At 66.9% G+C, this 16,736-nt stretch carries 18 protein-coding genes; 11 read left to right on the plus strand and 7 right to left on the minus strand.

From position 1 onward, the window contains the following. The first annotated feature begins 408 nt into the window (after nucleotides 1-408). The gene (locus WJ542_RS02410) at nucleotides 409-1,350 is read left to right on the plus strand and encodes a phosphate acetyltransferase (protein ID WP_411187529.1); all 942 of its coding nucleotides are present in this window, start codon (nucleotides 409-411) and stop codon (nucleotides 1,348-1,350) included. An 8-nt stretch (nucleotides 1,351-1,358) separates the two neighbouring features. Continuing rightward, nucleotides 1,359-2,615: an acetate/propionate family kinase gene (locus WJ542_RS02415; RefSeq protein ID WP_411190456.1), complete on the plus strand. Its 1,257-nt coding sequence runs from the start codon at nucleotides 1,359-1,361 to the stop codon at nucleotides 2,613-2,615. 39 nt (nucleotides 2,616-2,654) lie between these two features. Here WJ542_RS02415 and WJ542_RS02420 read toward each other — a convergent pair whose 3' ends face one another. Beyond that, on the minus strand, nucleotides 2,655-3,260 hold the full coding sequence (locus WJ542_RS02420) for an RBBP9/YdeN family alpha/beta hydrolase (protein ID WP_411187531.1): 606 nt from the start codon (nucleotides 3,258-3,260) through the stop codon (nucleotides 2,655-2,657). A gap of 199 nt (nucleotides 3,261-3,459) precedes the next feature. Between WJ542_RS02420 and WJ542_RS02425 the strand changes: the two genes are divergently transcribed. From WJ542_RS02425 to WJ542_RS02450, 6 genes are read left to right on the plus strand one after another with little or no spacing between them, the layout of a single operon-like run. Then, nucleotides 3,460-4,410: a 2-hydroxyacid dehydrogenase gene (locus WJ542_RS02425; protein ID WP_411187532.1), complete on the plus strand. Its 951-nt coding sequence runs from the start codon at nucleotides 3,460-3,462 to the stop codon at nucleotides 4,408-4,410. Between the two features lie 52 nt (nucleotides 4,411-4,462). Next, nucleotides 4,463-5,386: a hydroxymethylglutaryl-CoA lyase gene (locus WJ542_RS02430; protein ID WP_411187534.1), complete on the plus strand. Its 924-nt coding sequence runs from the start codon at nucleotides 4,463-4,465 to the stop codon at nucleotides 5,384-5,386. 52 nt (nucleotides 5,387-5,438) lie between these two features. Further along, entirely contained in the window at nucleotides 5,439-5,960 is a 522-nt protein-coding gene (locus tag WJ542_RS02435) for a YbaK/EbsC family protein (RefSeq protein ID WP_411187536.1), read from the plus strand. 2 nt (nucleotides 5,961-5,962) lie between these two features. Then, on the plus strand, nucleotides 5,963-6,214 hold the full coding sequence (locus tag WJ542_RS02440) for a DUF1289 domain-containing protein (RefSeq protein ID WP_411187538.1): 252 nt from the start codon (nucleotides 5,963-5,965) through the stop codon (nucleotides 6,212-6,214). Further along, nucleotides 6,211-6,645, plus strand: coding sequence for a MaoC family dehydratase (locus tag WJ542_RS02445; protein WP_411187540.1), 435 nt, complete (start codon nucleotides 6,211-6,213; stop codon nucleotides 6,643-6,645). The genes WJ542_RS02440 and WJ542_RS02445 overlap by 4 nt, the downstream gene beginning before the upstream one ends. Beyond that, nucleotides 6,642-7,574 carry an MBL fold metallo-hydrolase gene (locus tag WJ542_RS02450; RefSeq protein ID WP_411187542.1) on the plus strand — a complete coding sequence of 311 codons (933 nt, stop codon included), beginning with the start codon at nucleotides 6,642-6,644 and terminating at the stop codon, nucleotides 7,572-7,574. Before WJ542_RS02445 ends, WJ542_RS02450 begins: the two co-directional genes overlap by 4 nt. Nucleotides 7,575-7,762: 188 nt before the next feature. On the opposite strand, the gene WJ542_RS02455 is transcribed toward WJ542_RS02450, so the two are convergent. Beyond that, nucleotides 7,763-8,665 (minus strand): DMT family transporter, encoded by a 903-nt coding sequence (locus tag WJ542_RS02455; RefSeq protein ID WP_411187544.1) that lies wholly within the window; start codon nucleotides 8,663-8,665, stop codon nucleotides 7,763-7,765. Between the two features lie 165 nt (nucleotides 8,666-8,830). On the opposite strand from WJ542_RS02455, the gene WJ542_RS02460 reads away from it, so the two are divergent. Next, nucleotides 8,831-9,304, plus strand: a complete 474-nt coding sequence (locus tag WJ542_RS02460) for an Lrp/AsnC family transcriptional regulator (protein ID WP_411187546.1) — start codon at nucleotides 8,831-8,833, stop codon at nucleotides 9,302-9,304. A gap of 19 nt (nucleotides 9,305-9,323) precedes the next feature. Here WJ542_RS02460 and WJ542_RS02465 read toward each other — a convergent pair whose 3' ends face one another. Continuing rightward, the gene (locus tag WJ542_RS02465; protein ID WP_411187548.1) at nucleotides 9,324-10,643 is read right to left on the minus strand and encodes a DUF445 domain-containing protein; all 1,320 of its coding nucleotides are present in this window, start codon (nucleotides 10,641-10,643) and stop codon (nucleotides 9,324-9,326) included. A 90-nt stretch (nucleotides 10,644-10,733) separates the two neighbouring features. Then, entirely contained in the window at nucleotides 10,734-11,627 is an 894-nt protein-coding gene (locus WJ542_RS02470; RefSeq protein ID WP_411187550.1) for an alpha/beta fold hydrolase, read from the minus strand. Between the two features lie 273 nt (nucleotides 11,628-11,900). On the opposite strand from WJ542_RS02470, the gene WJ542_RS02475 reads away from it, so the two are divergent. After that, nucleotides 11,901-12,860, plus strand: coding sequence for an NAD(P)H-dependent flavin oxidoreductase (locus tag WJ542_RS02475; protein WP_411187552.1), 960 nt, complete (start codon nucleotides 11,901-11,903; stop codon nucleotides 12,858-12,860). Nucleotides 12,861-12,911: 51 nt separating this feature from the next. Here WJ542_RS02475 and WJ542_RS02480 read toward each other — a convergent pair whose 3' ends face one another. Next, complete coding sequence (locus WJ542_RS02480; RefSeq protein ID WP_411187554.1) at nucleotides 12,912-13,847, minus strand: LysR family transcriptional regulator; 936 nt, start codon at nucleotides 13,845-13,847, stop codon at nucleotides 12,912-12,914. 21 nt (nucleotides 13,848-13,868) lie between these two features. Between WJ542_RS02480 and WJ542_RS02485 the strand changes: the two genes are divergently transcribed. Beyond that, nucleotides 13,869-14,012 carry a hypothetical protein gene (locus WJ542_RS02485; protein ID WP_411187556.1) on the plus strand — a complete coding sequence of 48 codons (144 nt, stop codon included), beginning with the start codon at nucleotides 13,869-13,871 and terminating at the stop codon, nucleotides 14,010-14,012. A gap of 15 nt (nucleotides 14,013-14,027) precedes the next feature. Here the strand turns inward: WJ542_RS02485 and WJ542_RS02490 are convergent, their stop codons facing one another. After that, nucleotides 14,028-15,134 carry a porin gene (locus WJ542_RS02490; RefSeq protein WP_411187558.1) on the minus strand — a complete coding sequence of 369 codons (1,107 nt, stop codon included), beginning with the start codon at nucleotides 15,132-15,134 and terminating at the stop codon, nucleotides 14,028-14,030. A 531-nt stretch (nucleotides 15,135-15,665) separates the two neighbouring features. After that, nucleotides 15,666-16,220 (minus strand): hypothetical protein, encoded by a 555-nt coding sequence (locus tag WJ542_RS02495; protein ID WP_411187560.1) that lies wholly within the window; start codon nucleotides 16,218-16,220, stop codon nucleotides 15,666-15,668. Nucleotides 16,221-16,736: the final 516 nt, after the last annotated feature.

Genomic DNA, 16,736 nt, shown 5'->3' on the forward strand with positions numbered 1-16,736 from the left:
GCCGCCCTGCGCGCAGGATGCCCGCAGGGCGCGACCGGTCCGGCGCGGCATGCCCGTGCACGACGCGCGGAGCCCAGATGATGATGTGATGCAGCGCTATGCTGCACTGCAGTATCTCAATGTAGGCAGCGCCTTGTTGAAAGTCAAGGCAAGCAAACAGGGCCGCAGCGCGGCCTACTGGTACATGATCGGCTTGCGGCGTGAACGAAGCGTGACAAGGCCTGGCGCGATGCGTCACGGTGCCGCGGCACACTTTCCCTCCGCCAATTCCTACGCTGCACTACACTGTCTAGCGCGTTGCGCGGCGCAACATGGAGCGCGGTGCAAGCGCCCGGTGCCTGCCGTGGTCAACGCGCGAAATCGACGCGCTGCCCGGCACGCAGGCAGCGATCGAAAGAGGAGATCGTCATGGCTTCCCCGCAAGACAAGTACTCCGCCCTGCTGGAGCGCTGCAGCAGCCTCGCACCGGTGCCCACCGCCGTGGCGCATCCCTGCGATGTGTCGTCGCTCACGGGCGCGCTCGACGCCGCGAGCCTCGGCCTCATCGTGCCGCTCCTCATCGGGCCGGAGGCGAAGATCCGCGCCGTGGCCGACGAAGCAGACCTGTCGCTCGGCAACGCCACGGTCATCGACGCGCCGCACAGCCACGCGGCGGCCGCGCGCGCCGTGCTCGCGGTGCGCGAAGGCGAGGCGGAGCTGCTCATGAAGGGCAGCCTCCACACCGACGAACTGCTGCACGAAGTGGCCTCGGGCACGACGGGCCTGCGCACCGAGCGGCGCCTCTCGCACGTCTTCGCGATGGACGTGCCCTCGTATCACAAGCCGCTCTTCATCACCGACGCGGCCGTCAACATCTTCCCGAAGCTTGCCGACAAGGCCGATATCGTGCGCAACGCGATCGAGCTCGTCCAGTCGCTGGGCATCGAACGGCCCAAGGTAGCGATCCTCGCGGCGGTCGAAACCGTCTCCGACAAAATGCCTTCGACCATCGACGCCGCCGCGCTCTGCAAGATGGCCGACCGCGGCCAGATCGTGGGCGGCGTGCTGGACGGCCCGCTCGCGTTCGACAACGCCATCAGTGCGGAGGCGGCGCGCATCAAGGGCATCGTCTCGCCGGTCGCGGGCGATCCCGACATCCTGCTCGTGCCCGACCTCGAAGCCGGCAACATGCTCGCCAAGCAGCTCACTTTCCTCGCCGGCGCGGAAGCGGCCGGCATCGTCCTCGGCGCGCGCGTGCCGATCATCCTCACGAGCCGCGCCGACACCGTGCGATCGCGCATCGGCAGTTGCGCGATCGCGGTGCTCGTCGCGCACGCGCGGCGCGCGCGCAAAACCACGGAGCTCATGTGAGCACTTCGGTGAATACTTCGCCCGGCGCCCGGGAGGCGCATTCCCACGCAGAAGGCCACGTCGTGCTCGTCGTCAACGCGGGCTCGTCGAGCATCAAGTGCTCGGTGTATCGCGTCATCGACGACCCGCACGTGGAAGGCGGCGCGCGCGCGATCCTTGGCGCGGGCGGACAGATCGAGGGGATCGGCGTCGCGCCGCGCGTGGTCGCGCGCATGGCCGACGGGCGGCTCATCGTGGACGAAAAGTTTCCGGTCGCGCAGGTGGCCGATCACGACGCCGCCTTCCGGCTGCTGCGCCTCGTGCTCGCCGTGGGCCTGCGCGACACGCCGCCTTCCGCGATCGGCCATCGCGTGGTACATGGCGGCGCGCACTATGCCGATGCCGTGCTCATCGACGACCAGGTGATCGCGGACCTCGACGCGCTCACGCCGCTCGCGCCGCTGCATCAACCGCACAACCTGGCGACGATCCGCGCCGTGCGCCAGGCCGCGCCCGATCTCGTGCAGGTGGCCTGCTTCGACACGGCGTTTCACGCGACCAACGGCGTCATGGCGCAACTCTTCGCGCTGCCCTACAGCTACTTCAAGGACGGCATCCGCCGCTACGGCTTTCACGGCCTCTCGTACGAATACATCGCCCGGCACCTGCACGTGGTGGCGCCCGACATCGCGCGCGGGCGCGTGGTCGCCGCGCATCTGGGCAACGGCGCGAGCCTGTGCGCGATGAAGGACGGAAAAAGCGTGGAAACGACCATGGGGCTCACCGCGCTCGACGGGTTGCCCATGGGCACGCGCTGCGGCGCGCTCGACGCGGGCGCGGTGCTATGGATGATGGCGCGCGGCATGGATCACGACGCCATCGAGAAGCTGCTTTATCACGAGTCGGGCCTCAAGGGCCTCTCGGGCGTGAGCAGCGACATGCGCGAGTTGCTTGCGAACGGCAGCGACCAGGCAAAGCTCGCAATCGACTTCTACACGTATCGCATCGCTCAGGAAGTGGGCAAGCTCGCCGTGGGGCTGGGCGGGCTGGACGGGCTCGTGTTCACGGGCGGCATCGGCGAGCATGCCGCGCCGATCCGTGCTCAGGTGTGCGAACGGCTCAAGCCGCTCTTCGGCACCGATCTCGACGTCGACGCGAATACTGCCAACAAGGAGCGGATCGGCGCGCGCGAGAGCCGCGTGCCCGTTTTCGCGGTGCCCACCGACGAAGAAGGCATGATTGCACTGCACACGGCGCGCCTTCTGCGCGAGGCAAAGCGGGTCTAGTCCGCGCCCCCCAAGCGCCCCCGGCGCGCCGGCAAGGCGCTACCAGGCAAACGCCAGCTCGCCGGCCTCCACCGTTTCGTCGCGCAGACGCCGCGGCGCCTCGCAATGCACGAGCGTGTCGATGAAGTGCTTCGCCCGCGGCCACGGCCCGAATCCCGCCGCCGTGTTGATATGCCCGGCGTCTCCGAGATTGACGAAGGCGCTGCCCAGATGCTGCGCGAGTTCGCGCGCCCCGGCGAGGGTCATCCAGGGATCGGTTTCGCTGCCGATCAGGATCGACGGCACCAGTAGCCGCTTCGCCTCGAACGGTCCCGCGAAACGGAACTTCGCGGGACTGGCAGGCGCGACGAACAACACGCCCACCACGTCGGCGCCAGCCATGCCCTGCTGCAACGCATGCGCGGCGGCGAGGCAGCCGAAGCTGTGCGCCGCGAGCACGAACGGCCCGCGCTCGCGCGCCAGCAAGGCGCCGAGCGCCGCGCTCCAGACCACGAGGTCGGGCGCTTCCCAGTCGGCTTGCTCCGCGCGCAATGCCCGCGGGAACTGGCGTTCGAGCCAGGTCTGCCAGTGCGCGCCGTCGCTGCCATGCAGCCCCGGCACGGTGACGAGTCTGGGCGGCCAACGGGGATGAGCGCTCGAAAGCATGATTTTTTCCTCGCAACGACCAAGCGTGAACGGATTGTGACCCTCGCTCCGCGCTCGCCGAACCAATTTTTTTTGCTTAGCTTTGCAGCGCGCCCGGCTTAAAGCCGCGCGCCGGGGGCCGCCGCGTGGATGTGCGGCGGGCCCCGGCGCGAAAACGTAGAATGTCACGACAACCCCAACCAGCGAGACACGCCGCGCGATGAAGATCCTGTTCTGGCTGCCGCAAGCCGATGCGTCCACCTGGCTGCACGGCCTCGCCCGCGCGCTGCCCGGCGCCGAGCTGCGCGAATGGCAACCCGGCGATACCGCCGCCGCCGACTACGCGGTCGTCTGGCACCCGCCGCGCGAACTGCTCGCCGCGCGCCGCGGTCTGCGCGCGATCTTCAACCTGGGGGCGGGCGTCGATGCGATTCTCGCGCTCGAGCGCGAACAGCCGGGCACGCTGCCGCCCGACGCACAGCTCGTGCGCCTCGAAGACTCGGGCATGGCGCAGCAAATGAGCGAGTACGTGCAGCATGCCGTGCTGCGCTATCTGCGGCGCTTCGACGACTATGCGCTCGCCCAGGCGCGCCATGAGTGGCACGTGCTCGCGCCGCATCCGCGTGAAACCTTCACCGTGGGCGTGCTCGGGCTCGGCGTGCTAGGCGCCCAGGTTGCACGCGCGGTCGCCTCGCTCGGCGTGCCGGTGCGCGGTTTCTCGCGCAGTGCGAAGCATCTCGACGGCATCGAAACGTATTCGGGCCCGCTGCGCGGCGAGCAGTTCGACGCCTTTCTCGACGGCGTGAAGCTGCTCGTGAACCTGCTGCCCGCCACCCCGGACACGGAGAGCATTCTCGACGCCAGCGTGTTCGCGAAACTCGAACGCGGTGCCTATGTGGTGAATGTGGCACGCGGCTCGCATCTCGTCGAACAGGATCTGCTCGACGCGCTCGCCAACGGCACGCTCGCGGCGGCCACGCTCGACGTGTTCCGCAACGAACCCCTCGCGCCCGACCATCTTTTCTGGCGCGAGCCGCGCATCACGATCACGCCGCACAGTTCGGCGCTGACGCTGCGCGAGGAAGCCATCTCGCAGGTCGCCGACAAGATCGAGGCGCTTGCGCGCGGCGAGACCGTGAGCGGCGTCGTGCATATCGAGCGCGGCTATTGAGCCCGCGGAGTCCGCGCCTCGCCGGCCGATCAATGAAACTCAGGAGACACCCATGACCCTACCCGCAGCAGTAAAGATCGTCGAAGTCGGACCGCGTGACGGTCTGCAGAACGAAAAAGAGTTCGTTCCCACCGCCACCAAGATCGAGCTGATCAACCGCCTTTCGGCCGCCGGCTTCGCAAACATCGAAGCGGCCTCGTTCGTCTCGCCTAAATGGGTGCCGCAAATGGCCGATGGCGCCGAAGTCATGGCCGACATCGCGCGCCGCCCCGGCACGATCTACTCGGTGCTCACGCCGAACCTGCGCGGCTTCGAAGGCGCGCTTGCGGCGCGCGCGGACGAGATCGTGATTTTCGGCGCCGCGAGCGAAGCGTTCTCGCAGAAGAACATCAACTGCTCGATCGCGGAAAGCGTCGAGCGTTTCGTTCCGGTGGCCGAGGCGGCGAAGCAGCACGGCATCCGCATTCGCGGCAGCCTGTCGTGTTCGCTCGGCTGCCCGTATCAGGGCGAGGTGCCGGTGGCCTCCGTCGTGGACGTGGTCGAGCGCTTCGCCGCGCTCGGCTGCGACGAGATCGACATTGCCGACACGATCGGCGTCGGCACGCCGAAGCGCACGCGCGAGGTATTCGAAGCCGTAACGAAGGTGTTTCCGCGCGAGCGCCTCTCAGGCCACTTCCACGACACCTACGGCCAGGCGCTCGCGAACATCTACGCCGCGCTGCAGGAAGGCATTGCGATCTTCCATGCCTCGGTGGCGGGGCTTGGAGGCTGCCCCTACGCGAAAGGCGCGACCGGCAACGTCGCGACGGAGGACGTGCTGTATCTGATGAACGGCCTCGGCATCCGCACCGGCGTCGACCTGAACCAGGTCGTCGCCGCCGGCGACTTCATCTCGACCGCGATTGGACGCAACAATGTCTCGCGCGCGGGCAAGGCGCTGCTCGCGAAGCAGCGCAGCGAAGCCGCTTGCGCGTGACGGCCCCAAGACAGCTCCACCCTATGCATTGCAGTACGAAGGAAAGAACCCCATGACGACGGAAACGCTATCCTCCTCCCACGACCATCTGGACGCGCTGCCCGACTCGGCGCGGCGCGTCGCGCTGCTGCTGCGCGAACGCGGCCATATGAAGCCCGTCGTGATGCTGCCCGAGACCGGCAAGACCTCGGCCGAGGCGGCGGCGGGGCTCGGCTGCGAAGTCGCGCAGATCGCCAAGTCGATCCTGTTTCGCCGACGCGAAGACGACGCGCCGGTGCTCGTGATCGCAAGCGGCGCGAATCGTGTGGACGAGAAGAAGGTGGCCGCGCACGTGGGCGAGATTGGCCGCGCCGACGCGAAGTTCGTGCGCGAGATGACCGGTTACGCGATTGGTGGCGTTTGCCCGATCGGCCATGCCACGACGCCCGTCACGCTCATCGACGCCGACCTGTTCGAACTCGAAAGCCTGTGGGCCGCGGCGGGCCATCCGCATGCGGTATTCAACCTGTCGCCGCAGGAACTGGCCACGCTGACCGGCGCCCCCGTGGTGGACGTCGCATTGCGCGACGCCTGAACATGACGGCGCCCGCTTCCCCGTTGGCTACGCCCGGCACCGCCTCGCCGTGCATCGGCATCTGCCGCATGAGCGAGGCGACGGGCCTGTGCGACGGGTGCCTGCGCACGATCGACGAGATCGCGGCATGGTCGATACTTGACGACGAAGCGAAGCGCGCGGTCTGGCGTGCCATCGAAGCACGCCACGCGCGGTGGATGGCGCTGCGCAACGACGAAGCGCCAACCGTCGCCGGCCGTGGGGACTCGCCATGAACGCGCCGCCCCGCGTCGTGAAGATCGGCGAAACCTGCCGCTCGACGCTCGCGCTCTCGCCCGAATCGGTGAAGTCGTTCGCAACGCTCGCGAACGATCTGAACCCGCTGCATCACGACGAAGCCTACGCGGCGCAAAGCCGCTTCGGCGGCCTGATTGCGTCCGGCACGCAGCCCGCTGCGCATTTCATGGCGCTGCTCGCCACGCATTTCTCCACCTATGCACAACCGCTCGGCCTCGAATTCGACATCAAGCTCAAGCGCGCCACCTACGCGCACGACGTGCTCACGTTCGAATGGCGCGTGGAGGACGCGTGGTGGAAACCCAGCCTCGACGGCGATCTCGTGAAACTCTCCGGCACCGCCATCAATCAGGATGGCGAAATAGTCGTCCTCGGGCACGCAACGATACTCGTCATGCCGAAATCATGAGTCCCCCCGTTCAACTGCCGCAGTCGATCCGCGTATTCGAACGCGGCTGGCTCTCGTCGAACAACGTGTTGCTGGCGGACGAGGCGCGTGCGGCGCTCGTCGATACCGGCTATGCCACGCATGCCGCGCAGACGGTTGCCCTCGTGCGGCATGCGCTGGGTGCGCGCCCGCTCGATCTGATCGTGAACACGCATCTGCATTCCGATCACTGCGGCGGCAATGCGCAACTACAGGCCGCATGGCCATGCGAAACGCGAATTCCCGAGTGCAGCGCAGCGACCGTGCGCGACTGGGACGAAGCGCGCCTCACGTTCCGCGCGACAGGGCAGACCTGCGAGCGCTTCGGCTTCACCGGCACGCTTTCGCCCGGCGAGCGGCTCGTGCTGGGTGGCTTCGAGTGGGAGGTGATCGGCGCGCCGGGGCACGATCCCGACTCGGTGATGCTCTATGCCGCCGCCCCGCGCCTGTTGATCAGCGCGGACGCGCTCTGGGAGCATGGCTTCGGCGTGATCTTTCCCGAGCTGGACGGCGAAAGCGGCTTCGCCGAGCAGCAGGCCGTGCTGGAAGCGATCGCGAAACTCGATGTCGCGACGGTGATTCCCGGGCACGGCGCGCCCTTTGCGAACGTCGAAGCGGCGCTCGAACGGGCCTTCTCGCGGCTCGCCTGGCTGCGTGCCGATCCCGCGCGCAATGCCCGCAACGCGCTCAAGGTGCTGATGGTGTTCAAGCTGCTTGAAGTGCGCTCGATGACGTTTGCAACGCTCGAAGCGATGCTGGGGAGCGCCGCTGCCATGCGTGCGGCGGCGCGGCAGCTTGTGCCGCAGAGTGCGTGGCCCGCGCTGCTGCGTGAACTGGCGGGCGAGCTGGCGAAGAACGGCGCGCTCATCATCGACGGCGAGCAACTCCTCGCGCCCGCCGCAGCGGCCTGAGACCGACCCAAAAAAAACGCTCGTCCAATTCTGGACGAGCGTGAGTATCGCGCTCTGACGTGATCAAATCCGTCGAGGCATCATACTCGCGCCCCTCTGCGCGAAGCATCGGTGATTTCCCTAAAAATTCTCGCGCAAAACGCAGCATTCGCCCCGCGAATTAATTCGTCATCCAAATTAAATCCCCATCAAGCCGATCGGACTCCGCGGCGTTGCGGCACGATCCGCCAACCCAGGTTAACCCCTGCCGCCGCCAGCAGGATCAGCGCCGCGCCCGCCACCTGAATCCAGGCAAGACGCTGCCCGAAGGCGAGACAGTCCACGAGTATCGCGATCACCGGGTAGATGAACGAGAGCGCGCCGGTCATGGCGGTGGGCAGCTTCTGGATGGCGCCGTAGAGCAGCACGTACATGATGCCGGTGTGCACGACGCCCAGCGTGGCGATCTGTGCCCAGTGCAGCGGCGTGGTCGGCAGCGTGCCGTAGCGGATGAACGGCGCGAGCGCGAGTGCGCCGAAGGCGACCTGCACGAGCGCGATCAGATGCGGCGGCGTGCCTTTGAGGTAACGCGTGATGATCGACGAGACGGCGTAGAGAAAAGCGGCACCGACCGCACACGCCACGCCCTGCAGATATTGGCCCGGTACGGCCAGCACGGCGGGCTGCACCTCGACCACGCACACGAGCCCGACGAATGCGATGGCGAGCCATGCCACGGTGGACGCCGTGACGCGCTCGCGCAGCAGCAGTGCGCCGAGTCCGACCAGCATGAACGGCTGCGTGTTGTAGACGGCGGTAGCCATCGAAATCGACGCACGCGAATAGGCGGCGAAGAGCAGCACCCAGTTCGCGACGATGGCGGCGCCGCCCAGCACGGCGAGCAGCAGCATGCGCGGCGTGAAGAGCGAGCGGCGCAACAAGCCGAGCGCGGCGCAGACCAGGGCGAGCGTTGCGCCGCCCAGCACGCAGCGCAGGAATGCGACGTTGATCGGGGCTTGCCGCGAACTGACGACGAGCCAGCCGATGGTGCCGGACATGAGCATCGCGACGACCATCTCGGCGGCGCCGCGGCGGATTTCGGGGTTAGCCATGGAAGAGCGTCCTGTTCAAGGGCCAGGCGGTGTGCGACGACCGCGAACAACCCGTCATGCGAACCAGTTTACTGGGTGCAGGACGCGAATTACATGGTTAAACTAAGGTCAACATAGAGATTCACCTTCCAATCGAAGGATCATCCTGCGCGAGGCCTTTGAATCATGACCCAACGCCCGAATGCGCCGGTCCAGCCGGCAAACCTGGACGACATCGACCGTGCCCTGCTCGCGGCGCTGGCCGAAGACGGCCGCGCGGCCGTGAGCGAGCTCGCGCGCACGGTCGGCCTCTCGGCGCCAAGCACGTCGGAGCGGCTGCGGCGCCTGGAGGCACAGGGCGTGATTGGCGGCTATACGGTGCGGATCGATCCACGCACGCTCGGCTACACGCTGCAGGCCATCGTGCGCGTCAAGCCGCTGCCGGGTCAGCTCCACCTCGTCGAAGAAGTGATCCGGCGCATTCCCGAGTTCGTCGAATGCGACAAGGTCACCGGCGACGACTGCTTCGTCGCGCGCCTCTATCTGCACTCGATCGAGCAGCTCGACGAGATTCTCGCCAAGGTCACCGAGCGTGCGGAGACGAGCACGGCCATCATCAAGTCGACACCCGTGGCGCGGCGCCTGCCGCCGCTCGGCTAGCGGTGATAAGCGCGGCGCGTCACCAACTCAGGTGCGCACGCAACCATTCGAAGAGCCAGGAACACAGATAGAGGCCGAACCCGATCGCGCCGCCCAGCACCGTGCCGTTGATGCGGATCCGCTGCAGGTCCTTGCCGATCTTCTGCTCGATCAGCGCCGACATGTTCTGCGCGTCCCAGTTCTTCACCGTGTCGCTGATGTGGCGCGTGAGAAACGCGGCGAAGTCCGGCGCCATCGCGTGCGCCGACTCTTCGAGATGCTCGTTGAGCGCGGCGCGCAGCTTCGGGTCGTCCGCCAGCGCCTTGCCGATCCAGCCGCCCGCCGCCGCCACCCTCCTGTGCAGCAGCGAATCGGGCTGCTCCAGATCGTGCCGCAGCCACGCACGCAGGTCGTCCCACAGGGTGCGGGCGTAGTCGTCGAATGCCGTGTTGTCGCGCAGGCTGGCCTTCAACTCCTCGCCTTTCGCCAGAAACGCGGGATCGGTCTTCAGTCGCTCGATCAGCTTCTGCACGATCTCGTCGAACTTCCGCCGCAGTTGATGCTCGCTGTCTTCGCTGATCTGCAGCAGCAGCCGCTCGACGGCGTTCGTCAGCACGCGCGCGCCGCTGTCGCCTATCCACGCGGTGGGCAGGACCTTCTCCGTGATCGGATACTGGCCCTTCAAGCCCTCGACGATGCGCGCCGCGACGAAGGTGCGCGTCTCTTCCACGCGCAGCAGCACGACGAATTGATCGATCAGCTTGTCGAGCAGTTCCTGATGGCGGCCGTCCCTGGTCAGCGTGTCGAGCGCCGCGCCCATCGACTTCGAGAGATCGATGCTGTCGAGCGCCGCGTGCAGCCCGTTGCCGATCAGGGCCTGGATGCGCGGATCGTCGACCAGTTCGAGCAGGCCCGCCGTGAGCCGCACCACGTAATCGCCAAGGCGCTGCGCGTTGCGTTCGTCGGTCAGCCAGCCGGCCACCCGCTGCGCCGGATCGTGCCGGCGGATCAGCGCCACGAGCGAATCGACGTCGAGAAAGCGGTCCTTTACGAAGTGCGCGAGTTCGTCGGCAATGCGATCCTTGTTGTGCGGAATGACCCCCGTGTGGGTCGAAACGAACGGCACCGGCAGCGGCCGGAACAGCGCGGCGACCGCGAACCAGTCGGCCAGCGCGCCGACCATCGCGGCCTCGCTGCAGGCCTTGAATGCGCCGACGGCAAAGGCGCTCCCGAAGCCCGGGGGCCAGCAGGCCGTCACGACGAAAACGCAAGCAGCCGCGGCCAGCAACAGCAGCGGCCGGCGCTTGGCGCGCTGGAGTTCGATATCGTCGGCGGGGAGGTGGGACGAAGGGGACGGCATGGGGAAAGGCGGCGGCAAAGACCGCGTCATTATGCGGTCAACGCGTGCGCCGCGCTCCCTCGGGGCGCGCGGCGCCCCCCAAGCCGACGCTCAGGGCCCGCTGGCCTCGAAGAATGCCAGCATCTCCTTCACGAGCGCCGCGCTCGCTTCCTCGGGAATGTAGTGGCCACTCGCAAGCGAGCGCCCACTCACATCGCGCGCGACCTTGCGCCATTCGGCCAGCGGGTCGAAGCAGCGGCCGACCACGCCCTGCTCGCCCCACAGCACACGCAGCGGAGAACCCACCTTATGGCCGCGCTCGATGTCGGCGCGATCGTGTTCGAGGTCGATCGTCGCGGAAGCCCGGTAGTCCTCGCACATCGCATGCACCGCGCCGGGCTGGCGCAGCGCGGTGCGATACGCCTCGAGCGCCTCGGGCGCGAACGGCGCAAGGCCCGCGTGACGGTTGCCCATCACGCGCTCGATGTAGAGGTCGGTGTTCGCGCCCACCAGCGCCTCGGGCAGCGGCGCCGGCTGGATCAGGAAGAACCAGTGAAAATACGCCGTCGCGAAGGCCCGGTCGGTTTGCTCGTACATTGCGAGCGTCGGCGCGATATCGAGCAGCATCAGGCGTTCGACAGCCTCCTGATGATCGAGCGCCATGCGGTGCGCCACGCGCGCGCCGCGGTCGTGCGCGCAGACCAGAAAGCGTTCATGGCCGAAGTGGCGCATCACCTCCACCTGGTCGGCGGCCATCGCGCGTTTCGAATAGGTGGCGTGCGCCGGATCTCCCTCCGGTTTCGACGAAGCGCCATAGCCGCGCAAGTCGGTTGCGATCACGGTGAAGTGCGTTGCCAGCTCGTCCACGCAGCGATGCCAGATCATGTGCGTCTGCGGATGGCCGTGCAGCAGCAGCAGCGGCGGCCCCTTGCCGCCCTTCACTCCATAGATGTCGATCCCGCTCGCCGTGCGAACGGTGAATGGCGTGAATCCGTCGAAGGGCATGTCGAGTCTCTTGTCGTTGTTGGTCTCCCCCCATTGTAGGAGCGCATGGGCGCGGCTCCTCGCGTTTTCGGCGAGGAAAGGTAGAAACCGAACACTTGCTCGAAAGTCGCACGCCGTGCCTGCAGCGGGCTCGCGCCTATAATCGAACGACCGTTTCAAAACCGGCGCCCCGGCGGTTTCGCCGCCCGCGCATCCTCGCAGCGGTACGATCCGGTTCACCCGATCCGGGCCGCTCACCCACGCCGGCTGGATCAGAGTAAGGAGACCTTCGCCATGGCATTGCCCGCCGTCCTGCAAAACCTCTCGCTGCCCGTCGTCGGCTCGCCGATGTTCATCGTCAGCTATCCCGAGCTCGTGCTCGCGCAGTGCAAGGCCGGTATCGTCGGCTCGTTTCCCGCGCTCAATGCGCGCCCCGCCGAGCAGCTCGACGTCTGGCTCACGCAGATCCAGACCGAGCTCGCCGCTTACCGGGCGGCCAACCCGGACGCGACGATCGGCCCGATCGCCGTGAACCAGATCGTGCATCAGTCGAATGCGCGGCTCGAGCACGACGTGCGCGTCTGCGTCGAACACAAGGTGCCCATCTTCATCACGAGCCTGCGGGCGCCGGCGCGCGAGATCATCGACGCCGTGCACAGCTACGGCGGCATCGTGCTGCACGACGTCATCAATCTGCGCCATGCGGCGAAGGCGCTCGAAGCGGGCGTGGACGGCCTGATTCTCGTGGCCGCGGGCGCGGGCGGCCACGCGGGCACGACCTCCCCGTTCGCGCTGGTGGGCGAAGTGCGCAAGATGTTCGACGGCCCCATCGTGCTCTCGGGCGCGATCGCGAACGGCGGTTCGATCCTCGCCGCCCAGGCCATGGGCGCCGACCTCGCCTACATGGGCACACGCTTCATCGCGACGCGGGAAGCGCATGCCGTGGACGCCTACAAGCAGGCGATCCTTAATGCAAAGTCCGCCGACATCATCTACACGAACCTCTTCACGGGCGTGCACGGCAACTACATTCGCGAAAGCATCGCCAACGCGGGGCTCGACCCGGACGCGCTGCCCGAATCGGACAAGTCGGCGATGAACTTCGGCGGCGACAAGGCGAAGGCCTGGAAGGACATCTGGGGCGCGGGCCAGGGCGTGGGGCTGATGGACGACGTGCCTCCCGTAGCGGAGCTCGTCGCGCGGCTCAAGCAGGAGTACGACGAAACGAAGGCGCGGCTCGGCGTGGGGCGCTGAAGCGGCCACGGAGTGGTGAAAGCGGTGGCGAACGCATTGGCGCGTTGCCGGCTACGAGGCCGCCGCTGCGCGTATCGCCTCGACGCCGGGCCACAGCGCACGGTCCGCAAAGCGCTGCGCAAGAAAGTCGACGAACGAACGCACCTTCGCGGAAAGATGCCGCCGGCTTGCATACACGGCGTAGATCGGCAGCTCGCGCAACGGCAGCGCATCGACGAGCAGCGGCACGAGACGGCCCTCGGCGATATCGTCGCCGATCACCTCGGTGCCGAGCATCGACAGCCCGCCGCCCTGCAGCACGACCACGCGCAGGGCCTCAAGGTGATTGACGATGAGATTGCCGGCCGGCTTCGGCCGCACGCCGCCTTCGGCGAACGGCGCGAGCTCCTGCGCCGAGGCCCCCGCGTAATGCACGAAGTTGTGGCGCGCCAGGTCGGCGACCGTCTTCGGCACGCCGTGGCGGCGCAGATAGCCGGGTGACGCGCACAGCACGATATGCGCGGTGGCCAGCGGCCGCGCGATCAGCGACGACGACTTGAGCCCCGAGGGCGAGGCGCGGATCGCCACGTCGAAGCCCTCGTCGATCAGCTCGACGACCCGGTCGGACAGCGTGATATCGACGGTGACCTGCGGGTAGCCGGCCGCATAGTCGGCCACCGCGCCCATCACGTGGCGCAGCCCGAACGCGGTGAGCGACGACACGCGCAGCCGCCCCTGCGGAACCACGCTCGCGGCGCCCACGGCCTGGCCGGCTTCGTCGAGTTCGGTGAGCGCCTGCGCGAGACGCTCGTAGTATTCGCGGCCCGCCTCGGTGGGTGCGACGCGGCGCGTGGTGCGGTTCAGGAGCCGCGCGCCGAGCTGCTGCTCCAGATGCGCGACGTGCTTGCTTGCCATCGCCGCCGACATGTTCATGCGTTCGGCCGCGGCGACGAAGCTGCCCGCCTCCACCACCTGGCGGAACACGTTCATGCTGACGAGGGTATCCATCGCGCGCGCCCCTAGGGGTCAATGAAGATCGGCATCGGAAAGCAGGAGGAATCAATCGCCGCCATTGTGCGCGTTTTATCAATTCCCGGTATGCAAATCCGCCCGCGTTTTGCTCGCCCAAAAAGCAAAGCCCCGCGCTGCGAGCAGCGCGGGGCGCAGGCGTGAAGCCGCAGCCGCGGCTTAGAACTTCGCGCGGATACCGGCGCCGTAGGTCATGCCCGACGACATGTTGTCGAAGTGGTCGTACATATAGGCCGCGTAGACGTCGGTGCGCTTCGAGAGCGGGTAGTCGTAGCCGATGGCCGCCGTCTGGCGCGTCTGGTCGAGGCCGCCGCCGTCGCGCGAGTACGCGTACGACGCCATGATCGTGCCCGCGCCCGCCGGCACCGTGACACCGCCCTGCGCCGTGTTCACGTGCCAGCTGCCCAGTTGCTCCCAGTTCGACGTGTACATGTACTGACCGTAGAACTTCACGTACTTCAGGTCGTACGTAAGACCGAGCTGCCCGACGCCCTGACTCTTCAGGCCCGTGGTCAGGAGCGTGCCGCTCGCGTTGATCGGGATGCTGTCGATGTCGCCCGGCGTGTCGTTGAAATTCACGTACTGGTAGACGGCCGTTGCCGCGAACGGGCCGTGGAAGTACAGAGCCTGCACGCTCCACTTCTTCGCGCCGTTCTCGCCGGCCTGGTCGCCGAGCGCGTACATCACCGAACCCGTGAAGCCGTTGATGTCAGGCGTCGAGTACTGGACCGCGTTGTTCCAGCCCGAATCGCCAATCACGCCCTGGTCGGTCGTGTAGGTCGGGAACGTCGAAAGGCCGAGGTACGTGTGATACACCATCGGCGAGAAGGTGTACGAATCGACGAAGGGGTTGAACAGGATCGTCGAAACGAAGAGCTGCGTCGTCAGGCGGCCGGCCGTGAACGTACCGTACGGCGACTCGAGGCCGACGTACGCATTGCGGGCGAAGAACGTGTCGCCCGTGAAGCGGCCGTCCTGGCCGTTCTGCGCGCGGAAGAAGCTTTCCAGCGCGAAGACCGCCTTGTAGCCGCCGCCCAGATCCTCATCGCCCTTGAAGCCGAAGTACGAGGTCGACATGCCGCCGCCGCCGACGTTCGCCGCCGCGTTGTCCCCCGGAAATTTCGTCACGCCGGCCCATTCGTCGATCTGACCGTAGAGCTGGACGCTCGACTGCGCAAACGCCGACGACGATGCGGCGGCAAGAACGGCGGCGAGCGCGCTCGCCTTCAAGGTGGTGCGCAGCGCGCGGCTAACGGCTGTATTCATGGGTTCTCCTGTCTTTGTCAAAAAAGGTGTGACTGGCGGCTGTGGCGCTCGCGCAAACCGTTTGTTTTTCGTCGTTCGCAGGCGGTGCCGTTCTTGGGCGGGACCATCTTCGCGGACCAATACCGCGGTCAAAAATAACTGGCGTTATTGCCGGTATATCGGTCCGATTAGTTTGCGGGTTTCAAAAGCTGATCCGGGGTCGCCGGAGTGCGCTTACGCCGCGCCGCAACATGCTTCGATCCGGCTGGAGAGCCGCATCGACAGGGCCTTTAGCGAAATTGGGGGTCTCGAATGACGCGCCGCCATATCGAAGGCGGGATTGGATGACGGACGCGTCATGTCTGACGAGAGATTTTTAAAAAAGTGTGGTATCCACGCGTCAGACAGATCCCACCCGGGGACCGGCAATCGTGTGAAGAACATCAGAAGCCCGAAATAGTCCGGGCGAACGGAAGGAAAAAGACGGAAGGAGAAAAGCGATCGGCGCCAGGCGACGCCGATGAGAAGAAGAAAACGGGACGCCGGTTGCGACTAGTTACGATAGGGCGACGGCATAGGCGGATGCGGCACCTCGCCGGCGTTGCGCGGGAACGGCCGGAAGGCGCCACGCTCTTCGTTGTAGCGTGCGACGTCTTCGCGAATCGAGCCGGTGCGCACCGGCGAATCGGCGGGCGGATGCGGAACCTCGCGCGCCTGCGCGCTGACCTGCGTGATCGGGCCGCCGCGATAGCCGCCGCCATAGCTGTTGCCATACGCACCGCCGCCAGCATTGTCGCCCGGTTCACGACCCGCGCCGCCACCGCCGCCGCCGTGCCAGCCGCCCTGGTCGGCAACGCGCGTCGGAACGGCGCCATAACCGCCGCGGCCGCCGCCCGCGCCCCTGTAAACCGGACCGCCGGCCTCGCGGCGCGCGGGTGAAGCCGCCGCTACGTTGCGCTGGCCCCAGCCGCTGCGTGCGGCCCCGGACATCGGGCGCATCATGGGCGCGCGCTGAAAACCGCCGCCGCCATGCGGCGCGTACCCGGGTTGTGCATGGGCGAGCGCGACAAGCACCGATAAACCGGCGCCCAGAACCCACTGTCCCATTCGTGACAACCCTACATGCATTATGTCGATCTTCCGCCCGACGTTCGCGCCATGACCCGCCATTCGGGCCATGACGAGCCAATCCCGGCGCCCGCGCCTGCGCAGGGCGTAACGATTGCCACCACGGCGGACCCGAGCGTCCTTTGACGGTAATTTATGGGTGCCTCGAATGGGTGTCGAGCCAAAAAGTGTTAGGCCGCCTGAAGGGTTGTAACACCGTGTTACTGCTGGGTTTTTCGGCTTCCGAGGGCCGTCCGGCGGGCATCTGGAACCAGGTTTGCTCCGGGTTCACTTCGGGCGCGTTAGATGCTTGTACAACGAATGCCGGACGCTGCCCGAACCGTCGGTTTCGGTTCCGGATCGCTCCGGCAGTCTCCGTATTGAGCAGAGCATCTCATGCGCATTGCTCATTAATCGATTCTTCAAATGAATTTGCTTTTTCAATCGGCTTGCGAGGACAATAGGCACTCCGATCAAACGGCGCGCCCCGTCCAGAACCGTGCGCCGCACTGCGCG

This window comes from Paraburkholderia yinzeri (genome assembly GCF_046581065.1).
GTDB lineage: Bacteria > Pseudomonadota > Gammaproteobacteria > Burkholderiales > Burkholderiaceae > Paraburkholderia.